This is a genomic window from Candidatus Methylomirabilota bacterium, assembly GCA_035315345.1.
Taxonomy (GTDB): Bacteria; Methylomirabilota; Methylomirabilia; order Rokubacteriales; family CSP1-6; genus CAMLFJ01.
This window is the reverse complement of record DATFYA010000065.1, coordinates 1-10,023: the sequence shown is the minus strand read 5'-3', so window position 1 is coordinate 10,023 and position 10,023 is coordinate 1. Positions and strand designations below refer to the sequence as shown.

At 70.9% G+C, this 10,023-nt stretch carries 9 protein-coding genes; 3 read left to right on the top strand and 6 right to left on the bottom strand.

The window, feature by feature from the left end:
* The 3 genes from VKN16_07905 to VKN16_07895 all read left to right on the top strand — a co-directional run.
* A partial coding sequence (locus tag VKN16_07905; protein ID HME94122.1) for an LLM class flavin-dependent oxidoreductase occupies window positions 1-792 on the top strand: 792 nt, incomplete at its 5' end.
* 48 nt (window positions 793-840) lie between these two features.
* Window positions 841-2,277 (top strand): aldehyde dehydrogenase family protein, encoded by a 1,437-nt coding sequence (locus VKN16_07900; GenBank protein HME94121.1) that lies wholly within the window; start codon window positions 841-843, stop codon window positions 2,275-2,277.
* 79 nt (window positions 2,278-2,356) lie between these two features.
* Window positions 2,357-2,785 carry an HAD domain-containing protein gene (locus VKN16_07895; GenBank protein ID HME94120.1) on the top strand — a complete coding sequence of 143 codons (429 nt, stop codon included), beginning with the start codon at window positions 2,357-2,359 and terminating at the stop codon, window positions 2,783-2,785.
* Between the two features lie 42 nt (window positions 2,786-2,827).
* Here the strand turns inward: VKN16_07895 and VKN16_07890 are convergent, their stop codons facing one another.
* The 6 genes from VKN16_07890 to VKN16_07865 all read right to left on the bottom strand — a co-directional run bounded on the left by VKN16_07890 (window position 2,828) and on the right by VKN16_07865 (window position 9,948).
* The gene (locus tag VKN16_07890) at window positions 2,828-3,634 is read right to left on the bottom strand and encodes a carbohydrate ABC transporter permease (GenBank protein ID HME94119.1); all 807 of its coding nucleotides are present in this window, start codon (window positions 3,632-3,634) and stop codon (window positions 2,828-2,830) included.
* 10 nt (window positions 3,635-3,644) lie between these two features.
* Window positions 3,645-4,526, bottom strand: coding sequence for a sugar ABC transporter permease (locus tag VKN16_07885; protein HME94118.1), 882 nt, complete (start codon window positions 4,524-4,526; stop codon window positions 3,645-3,647).
* Between the two features lie 247 nt (window positions 4,527-4,773).
* Window positions 4,774-6,063, bottom strand: a complete 1,290-nt coding sequence (locus VKN16_07880) for an ABC transporter substrate-binding protein (GenBank protein ID HME94117.1) — start codon at window positions 6,061-6,063, stop codon at window positions 4,774-4,776.
* Between the two features lie 10 nt (window positions 6,064-6,073).
* Window positions 6,074-7,102 carry an ABC transporter ATP-binding protein gene (locus VKN16_07875; GenBank protein HME94116.1) on the bottom strand — a complete coding sequence of 343 codons (1,029 nt, stop codon included), beginning with the start codon at window positions 7,100-7,102 and terminating at the stop codon, window positions 6,074-6,076.
* A 97-nt stretch (window positions 7,103-7,199) separates the two neighbouring features.
* Window positions 7,200-9,119 (bottom strand): alpha/beta hydrolase domain-containing protein, encoded by a 1,920-nt coding sequence (locus tag VKN16_07870; GenBank protein ID HME94115.1) that lies wholly within the window; start codon window positions 9,117-9,119, stop codon window positions 7,200-7,202.
* Between the two features lie 13 nt (window positions 9,120-9,132).
* Window positions 9,133-9,948, bottom strand: coding sequence for an alpha/beta hydrolase (locus VKN16_07865; protein ID HME94114.1), 816 nt, complete (start codon window positions 9,946-9,948; stop codon window positions 9,133-9,135).
* Between the last annotated feature and the right edge of the window lie 75 nt (window positions 9,949-10,023).

Here is a 10,023-nt window from a genome sequence, read left to right as displayed (position 1 = left end):
CCCATGGAGGAAGCCCGGGCCCGCTTCGTGGAGACCGCTCAGATCGTGGTCCGTGCGCTGAGCCAGGACGTCTTCGAGTGGCAGGGCGAGTTCTTCACCATCCCGCGGACGTCCATTCGCCCGCGTCCGATCTCACATCCGGAGCGCCGCATCTACGCCTCCTCGGTCAGCCCGGAGTCGGCCGAGATCATGGCCAAGCTGGGCTTCGGCGTCCTGGTGATCATGCAGAACGAGTGGCCGAAGGCGGCCGAGGATATCCGGCGCTACCGGGAGATCGCGCAGGGCGTGGGACACCCGCCGCGGCCGCCGATCATCCTGACCAACGTCTCGGTGGCGGACAGCCGCGCCGAGGCGCACGAGCGCGCGGTGAGGTACTTGAGCCGCAAGTTCGACTCGATCGACGCCCACTACCACTTCTCGGACGGACACCTCGGCGCGGTGAAGGGCTACGAGGCGTACGGCGCGACCGCCAAGACCTACGCCAAGATGAAGGACCCGAGCTTCCGGCAGAAGGCGGCCGACTTCTACGTGAAGATCCAGGTCGTGGGCACGCCCGACGAATGTCTCCAGCAGCTGGCCGAGCTGCGGCGGCTCACCGGCCTGGACCACCTGGTCACCGAGTTCGCATTCGGCGGGATGCCGCACCACGAGGCCGAGCTGAACATGCGGCTCTTCGCGGATCGCGTCATGCCGACGCTGCAGCGCGACTCCGCGTTCGCGGCTCCGTCGCCGGCGGCACCGCCCGAGAGCTCGGCGGTCGGGCAGGCCGAGGGCATCTTCGCCCCCGCCTGAGCATCGTCGCCAAACCCGGTCCTCGACCGGCATCATGGAGCAGCCCCTATGACGGCACACGGCAATCTGGTCGCAGGCGAATGGGTGTCCGGCGTCGAGACGAACCGGAACCTGAACCCGTCGAATCTCGACGACGTGGTCGGCGAGTACGCGCGGGCCGACGCCGCGCAGGCCGGCCGGGCCATCGCGGCCGCGGTGGCGGGCGCCCCGGCGTGGGCGCGGGGCAATCTCCAGGAGCGCGCCGATGCCCTCGACCGCATCGGCGACGCCATCCTCGAGCGCAAGACCGACCTGGGCACGCTCCTGTCCCGCGAGGAGGGCAAGACCCGGCCCGAGGGCATCGGAGAGGCGGCCCGTGCCGGCTACATCTTCAAGTTCTTCGCGGGCGAGGTGGTGCGCCTGACCGGCGAGCAGCTGCCCTCGGTCCGGCCCGGGGTCACCGTCGAGATCACGCGGGAGCCGCTCGGCGTGGTCGGCATCATCACCCCCTGGAACTTCCCGCTCGCGATCCCGGCCTGGAAGATCGCGCCGGCGCTGGCTTACGGCAACTGCGTGGTCTTCAAGCCGGCGGACCTCGTGCCGGGCTGCGGCTGGGCCCTGGCCGACATCATCAGCCAGGCCGGCCTGCCCGCCGGTGTCTTCAACCTGGTGATGGGACGCGGCGCGGTCGTCGGCGAGGCCATCCTGTCTTCACCCGACGTGGCCGGGGTCAGCTTCACCGGCTCGGTCGAGACCGGACGGGCGGTCGCCCAGAAGGTCGTCGGGCGCATGGGCAAGGTGCAGCTCGAGATGGGCGGCAAGAATCCACTGGTGATCCTCGACGACGCCGACCTCGGCGTGGCGGTCAACTGCGCCATCCAGGGCGCGTACTTCTCGACCGGCCAGCGGTGCACCGCCTCGAGCCGCTTCATCGTGACCCAGGGCATCCACGACCGCTTCGTGGCCGCGATGGTGGAGCGCCTCAAGGCGCTGAAGGTGGACGACGCCCTGCGGGAGGGCACCGACATCGGGCCGGTGGTGGACCAGAGCCAGCTCGACCAGGACCTCCGCTACCTGGAAGTCGGCCGGAAGGAGGGCGCGCGGCTGGCGTGGGGCGGCGAGACCCTCAAGCGCGACGCGCGCGGCTTCTACCTCTCTCCCGCGCTCTTCACGGAGTCCACCAACGCGATGCGCATCAACCGCGAGGAGATCTTCGGCCCGGTGGCCAGCGTGATTCGCGTGCGCGACTACGACGAGGCGCTGGCGGTGGCCAACGACACTCCCTTCGGCCTCTCGTCGGGAGTGGTCACCACGTCGCTCAAGCACGCGTCGCACTTCAAGCGGAACTCCCAGGCCGGCATGGTGATGGTCAACCTGCCCACCGCGGGGGTGGACTACCACGTGCCTTTCGGGGGCCGGAAGGCGTCGTCGTACGGACCGCGCGAGCAGGGACGGTACGCCGCCGAGTTCTACACCACGGTGAAGACCGCGTATACCGCCCCGTGAGGCCGGCGGCCGGGCTCGGCGTGGGCCGGCTCTCCGATCTGGCGAGGCCGGTCTGGCCGCGGGGAGCCTCGTCCCCGGCGTGACCCGTCGGGTGATCTTCCTCGACATCGACGGGGTTCTCGCCCCGGTCCGCCGCTGGGATCGCTACGAGGATCTCGAGCCCGCCTGTGTCCGGGTCCTGAACGAGATCGTGGCGGAGGCGAGCGCGGACATCGTGGTGTCCTCCACATGGCGTCACGGCCGGACCGTGGACGAGCTGCAAGCCCTGCTCGAGGCCGCCGGATTCACCGGCTCGGTCATCGACAAGACTCCGCGGGGCGCCCCCGGCACCGACCGCGGCGACGAGATCGCCGCCTGGCTCGCGGAGCACACCGTGGCCGGCTACTTGATCGTGGACGACCATCCGGGCATGGGCCCGCTGCGCTCCCGCCTGCTGCTGACGAATCCGGGGCGCGGCCTGCAGAGCTCCGACGTGGCGCGCGCCGTCGAGATCCTGATGCGGCCGTGACGTGCCGCGCGGTGGCCCGGTCCGCGCGGTCGGCCCCGGCGCTCAGCGGATGCCGGCGCGCATGAAGCTCTGCACGAACTGACGCTGGAAGAGCAGGAACGCGATCAGCAGCGGCCCCGACGTCATCAAGGTGGCCGCGGTGATGATCGACCAGTCCACCCCCTGATCGCCCGAGGAGAAGACCTGCAGCCCCACCGTCAGCGGCCGGGACTGCACCGAGTTGGTCACGATCAGCGGCCACAGGAAGTTGTTCCAGTGGTAGCTGATCGAGACCAGCCCGTAGGCGATGTAGACCGGCCGGGCCAGCGGAACGTACACGCGCCAGAGCGTCTCCAGCGCCCCGGCCCCTTCCACCCGCGCCGCCTCGTCCAGCTCCTTCGGCACCGTCTTGAACGTCTGGCGGAGCAGGAAGATGCCGAACGCCGAGGCCATGTAGGGCAGCCCGATGGCCCCGAGGGTGTCGAGGAGGCCGAGCCGGCTCATGGTCCGGTAGTTCTCCACGATCAGCACGTCGGGCATGATCATCAGCTGCACCAGCACGAGCAGGAACGCGATCGACCGCCCCGCGAAGGCGAAGCGCGCGAAGGCGTAGGCGGCCAGCGTGCACAGCACGAGCTGGGCGGCCAGGATCATCGTCACCAGCAGCGTGGTGTTGACGAAGTAGCGGGCGAACGGCGCGGCCGCCCACGCCTTGGCGAAGTTCTCCAGCGTGAGCGGTGCTGCGAGCACGAACCGGGTCGAGAACTCGGCAGGGTGGAAGGCGGTCCACACCGCGTAGGCGAGCGGCAGCGCCCACAGGAGGCCGAGCAGCCACGCCCCCGCCGTCTCCAGCGCGCGGCCGGGCGTCATCGTGGATCGCTCATTGATAGTGCACCCGCCGATCCAGCAGCACGAACTGGCCCAGCGCCATCGCGGCGAGAATGACCAGCAGCACCAGGGTGAGCGCGGCCGCGTAGGCCTGATCCCAGAACTTGAAGCCCACGTCGTAGATGTAGTAGAGCAGCAGGGCGGTGGCGTTGTCCGGCCCGCCCCTGGTCATCACCACGATGTGGTCCACGAGCCGGAACGAATTGATCACCGCGTTGACGAGCACGAACAGCGTGGTCGGCATCAGCAGCGGGAAGGTCACGCGACGGAAGACGTACCATGGGCTCGCGCCCATGAGCGCCGCGGCCTCGCCCAGATGCGGCGACAGCGACTGCAGCGCGGCCAGGTAGAAGATCATGAAGAAGCCGGCCTCCTTCCACACCGTCACCACCACCAGGCAGCCGAGCGCGGTGTTCCGGCTGCCGAGCCAGTTGTGGCTCGGCAGGCCCAGCAGCCCGGTCACCTGCTCGAGCAGGCCGTAGCCCGGCGTGTAGAAGAAGAGCCAGATGTTGGCCACCGCGATCATCGGCAGCACGGTGGGGGTGAAGAAGGACAGGCGCAAGAACGAGCGGCCCGGGATGCGCCCGTTCACCCACACCGCCATCAGCATCGCCAGCCCGATCGACAGCGGAATGGTGCCGAGGGCGAACCACGCGTTGTTGCCCAGCACTTGCCAGAACACCGGGTCCTCCACCATCGCCCGGTAGTTGTCGGCCCCCACCCACACCGCCGCCCGCCCCGGCTTCGGGTTGGACAGAAAGCTGTGATAGAGCGTCGCCGCAACCGGAAAGTGCGTGAACGCCACCAGCAGAACCGCCGCCGGCAACAGCAGCAGCCACCCCTGCACGTGCACGCGCCACCCCGAAGCGCTCACTCCCCGCTCCGTTGGCGGACGTCGTCCGCCTTGCCGTCTGCGACGGACGGAGCCGGCGGGCGGGGGGCGGCGGGGGCCCTCCCGGGAACACGCTGACTCGCGACCCGGTGCCGGCATTCAGGGCGGGCCACGAGACGGAGACTCGCGACTTCGGCAACGCGCAGAAGACACGGTTCCCGGGAGGGCCCCCGCCGCCCCCCGCTCGCCGGGTCCGTCCGGTGCACGTGCAGGCCCTGGAGCGCTCGCGCTACCGGCGGTAGGGGCGGAGGATGCGTTCGGCTTCGCGCTGGGCGTCTTTCATGGCCTGCTCTGGCGTCTTGGACCCGGTGAGCGCAGCTTGCAGGCCGTCGTTGAGCGCCTTGGTCACGCGCTGGTTGTCGTGGGTGGACAGCTCGGCCACCGCGTACTGGAGCTGATCGCGGGCCACCGCGGCGGCCGGGAAGCCGGCCACGTACTGCTTCATCGCCGGGGTCTCCCACGCGTCCGGCCGCACCGCCACGTAGCCGGTGTCGATGCCCCACTGGGCGGCCCGCGGCGGCGAGGTGACCCACTTGATGAACTTGAGCGAGGCGGCCTGCTGCGCGGGCGTGCTCTTCTTGAAGATGTGGAAGTTGCCGCCGCCGGTGGGCGAGCCGCGGCGCTTGCCCGCGGGCAGCATCGCCACGCCGAACTCGAACTTGGCGTTGTTCTTCACATTGGTGAGGTTCCCGGTGGTCGTCCACATCATCGCGGTCTTGCGCTCGAAGAAATCCTTCGGCGTGGTGCCCCACTCGATGATCCCGCTCGGCATCACCTTGTGCTTCGCGCTCAGGTCCACCCAGTACTGCAGGGCCTGCACCACCGCCGGCTTGTCGTAGTAGGTCTCGTTGCCGGCCGGGTTCATCAGCAGCACGTCGTTCTGGGTCGTGAAGCCCTGGAAGAGCCAGTACGGGAAGCCGGACGACGGCACCTCGAGGCCCCACTGCGAGACGTTGCCACCTGCGTCGCGCTTCGTCAGCTTCCGGGCGTACTCGACCTGCTCGGCCCACGTCGCGGGCGGCTTGTTTGGATCGAGGCCGGCCTCCTTGAAGGCCTCCTTGTTCCAGTACAGCACGATGGTGGAGCGCTGGAACGGGATGCCCCAGGTCTTGCCGCCGGCCTGGCTGTTGAGCATGAAGGCCGGGAAGAAGCTCTTGAGCCAGGCGCGGTCCTCGGCGCTCGTGGCCTTCTCGTCGAACGGCACGATGGCGTCCTCGTCGATGAGCGTGAACATGTCGGTGGACAGCAGCACCGACATCTGGGGCGGCTCGCCGCTCTTGAGCGCGGTCAGGACCTTGACGATCGTCTCCTGGTAGGTACCCGCGTAGATCGGCTTGACCCGGATGCCCGGGTTCTCCTTCTCGAAGTCGGCGGCCAGGCCGTCGATGATCTTGGTGACCGGGCCGCCCACCGCGACCGGGTAGTAGAAGGTCACATCCACCGGCGCCTGGGCGGCCACCGGCGCGGCTCCCGCGCCCAGCGCGGCGAGCAGCAGTCCTGCGAGCAGTCTTGCCTTCATGATGATCTCCTCACGATCGAGAGAAGGTTGACAGGTCGGCGACGTCCTCGCGACGGCAGCCGGTCGCCGCGTCGAACACGTGCGTCGTGTCCTTGCGCCACGAAAGATGCACGGTGCGGCCGCCCAGCTCGACCCGGCCCGGCGCGCGGACCGCGACGGTCTGGCCGGCGGCCGCGCAGAGCAGAATCGAATCGGCCCCCAGATACTCCACGCGGCTGACGCGGGCCTCCACCGTCCGGGGCCCGGGCTCCGTCGCCACGCGGATATCCTCGGGTCGGACTCCGAGCAGGATCCCGCCCGGCGCGCTCAGGATGTTCATCGGAGGCGTGCCGATGAATCGCGCGGCGAAGGCGGTGGCGGGCCGCGCGTAGAGGGTATCCGGCGCGGCGTCCTGCTCGACGCGGCCCTCGCGAAGCAGGATGATCTGGTCGGCCATGGTCATGGCCTCCGTCTGGTCGTGCGTGACGTACACCATCGTGATCCCGAGATCCTGCTGGAGCGCGCGGATCTCCCGCCGCATCTCGAGTCGCAATTGCGCGTCCAGATTCGACAGCGGCTCGTCCATCAGGCACACCGGCGTCTCCGCGATGAGCGCGCGGCCGAGGGCCACCCGCTGCTGCTGGCCGCCCGAGAGCTGGGCGGGCTTGCGCTCCAGCAGCGCGCCCAGACCAAGCAGATCGGCCACCCGCGCGAGCCGCTGCTGCCGCTCGGCCGCTCCCACGCGGCGCACCCGCAGACCGAAGACGATGTTCTCGGCCACCGAGAGGTGGGGGAACAACGCGTAGGACTGGAAGACCATCGACAGGCGGCGCTCCGCGGGCGGCCGATCCGTGACGTCGACACCGCCGATGAAGACGCGCCCGCTCGTGGCCGCCTCGAGGCCCGCGATCAGCCGGAGCGTGGTGGACTTGCCGCAGCCCGAGGGGCCCAGCAGCACCAGCATCCGGCCGGCCGCGGCCTCGAAGCTCACGTCGTCCACCGCGCGGGTCGCGCCCCACCATCGGCTCAGGTGCTGCACGGAGATGGACGAGGCGGTCACGACGCGGGGCCGAAGGCCGGGCAGAGCGCGGCCACGGCGGGCGGCAGGTCGATCGGGCGCCGACGAGGCGACGACGGCGCGGGGGTCGGCGACGCGGTCAGCGCGGGCAGAGCAGGTCCCAGAGGGCGCCGGCCCGCTCCACGACCGCGTCGACGTCCTCGGCCAGCAGGTGACGCGCCGCCACCATGGCCTGCGCGTCGCTCCGGACGCGCGCGCGGTAGTCGTCGCGACCCGCGTAGCGCTCGTCGATCGCGCGGCGCGGGTCGCCGGCGCGGGCGCGGGCAGCCGCGGTGCGCGCGAACGGCAGCGTCGATCCCATCATGGCCATGAGGTCGCCCGGGGCGCCCTGATCGGGGTGCCGCGGGTTCCACCCCGTGAACGTGGCCAGCGGCACCCGCAGCTCGGAGGGGCGGATGCCCGGGCGATCGTTGCCGTCCCCGTCCACTGCGGGGACGACCGTGACGTAGGGCGCGCCGATCTTCGGCGGCACGGTCACGATGCCGCGCTCCACCTCGGAGCCGAAATCGAGACGCCGCGGCCGGGGCAGCTGATCGGGGAACCGCGCGCCGGGGATCGCCGCGAACACCGCGCGCGTGCTCTCGGCCGCGACCGCGCTGGAATCGGCCAGACGCGGCACCGCGCTCGCGGGCGGCTCGACGCCCTCGGTCACCCACCGGTCCAGGTTGACCAGCGCGGCGCGGAGCAGCGGCGAGTAGTCCACCACGCTGAAGGTGTGGAGCCCGCGGCCCCCGGTGTTGGGATCGGCGGCCGGCGGCGGGATGGCCCCCGGCGTGTGCTGGGTGCCCGCGAAGAGGTACTGCCGCACGAACGCTGGCGGCGTCACGTCCTGCTTGCCCGTCACGTCGGTGTGGACCAGCGAGCCGTCGCCGCGCCAGTATTCGGCGGCGGTGTTGATCGTGAAGATGCGCGGCGGGGTGGGCCGCGTGGCGAGGCGGTGGAGCAGCGCCCCCCGCTGGCCGGTCAGCGGATCCTCCTGCTCGCCGTCGGTGAACGGGAACAGGCTGCCGACCGCGTGGAGCGCGTTCAGCGAGGGCTGGCCGAAGCGGCAGTTGAACTCGCCGCGCCGCGCGCCGGCCACGTGCGGCACCACCGCGTCCCACACGAACCGGCCCTCCTCGTCCTCGTCGAGCCCGAGATAGAGGAGATGGCGGAGGAAGCGGCCGCTCTGCGAGACCCCGAACACGTACGAGTGGTCGATGGCGCTCGCGCAGGGGTTGCCCTGCTCGGCGCCGCCCCAGCGCAGGAACGAGGCGGTATCGCGCACCGCGGTGAAGCCGAGACCGACCAGCGGCGGATCCTCGGCGCGGTAGTAGCACTCGTAGATGCGCCCGGGCGCGAAGCCGCCGTCGAGGGCGACCGAGGAGGCGTCCGGGAAGCGCCAGGCCGAGCGCGGCACCGCCGCCGGGGGCCCGTCGGCGTGCTCGCGCACGTGCAGCTCGGCGTCGGGATCGTCCGGGCGCGCCACCGGATGTGGGATGTGGTAGCGGTCGGCCAGCGGCAGCACGTCCACCCGAGCGTTGGGCCGGAACTCGCAGCGCACGCGCTCCGAGACGCCCGGCACGCGCGGCACGGTCAGCGCCATCATCCCGTCGCGCCGCGGCACGTCGGGCTGCCACCCGATCCACGCCACCGTGTAGCCGTGCCGCATGAGGAACCCGTTGCCGAAATCCTCGCGAGTGGTCGGATCGTTCGAGCGCGGCGTGCTGTTGAACATGCCCAGCGCGATCTTGCGGCCGCGGTTCGGAACGTCCAGCAGGAGCCGACGGCGCCCGCCGTCGACGGGCCGCAGCAGGGAGAAGTCGGCCGACGACTCGACGAGGCCGCGCGCGTTGCGGGGCGCCCGCGACAGGTCGGCGATCGGGGCGTGCACCGGGCGGGCCGGGTCCACCGCGAAGTGGAGCACGCCCTCGAGCTTCTCGTAGGCGCCCACGGCGCCGAACCGGGCGCCGCCCAGCACGGGCTCGCGGCGCGCCACCTCGAGTCTCACCACCGCCATGACGGGTCTCCGATCAGAATCCGAGGAACGGCCTCAGCGCGGCCAGCACCGCATCCGGATTGTCCTCGTGCAGCGTGTGGATCGCGCGGGGAATCTCGATGAACTGGCCGTGGGGCAGCTCGCGCGCCATCCGCTCGGCCACGTCGCGGTCGAGGATCGGGCTCTCCTCGCCCCGCAGCACCAGGGTGGGCACCGGGATCGTGCGCAGAAGGCCCCACCAGTCCACCTCGACCGTCGAGCGTAGCGTTTTCACGCTGGGATGCCACGCCCACACGATGCGGCCGTCCGGGCGCTGCCGCAGGCTCGTGGCCGCCACCCAGCGGTAGTAGTGGATGCCCGGATACGGATTGCCGCGGAAGAGGTGCTGCGCGGCCTGCTCGATGCTGTCCCAGAACTCGGGCTCCGGCGGCCCGGGAGGCGCCTGGGTCGCGCGCTTGCTGATCTCGGGCCCGATGTCGAGGATCACCAGCTTTCGCACCGACTCGGGCCGCTTGGCCGTGAAGTAGATCGCGTTGCGGCCGCCCATCGAGAGGCCGACCATGATCACCGGAGCGAGGCCGAGCTGGTCGACCACGCCGGCCAGATCGTCGAACGCGGCGATCGGCCCGTACACGTCCGCGGGATCGCTGTCGCCGTGCCCGCGCTGATCGAGCGCGTAGACGTGGAAGTGCGGCTGGAGCGCGATGCTGAGCGTGTCCCAGGCGCGGGCGGCGCCGGTGAAGCCATGCAGGAGCAGGAGCGGCGTGCGGCCCTCGCCGCCCCAGTCGAGGACGTGGAAGCGCAGGCCGTTGACGCTCACATAACGGTCGATCGGGCGCAACAGGTTCATTGAAGCCCTCCGGATGGGTGAAGATCGGTGGCGGCGCGCACGCGCGCCCCGCCGGATTCGCCGGTGACGGCGGAC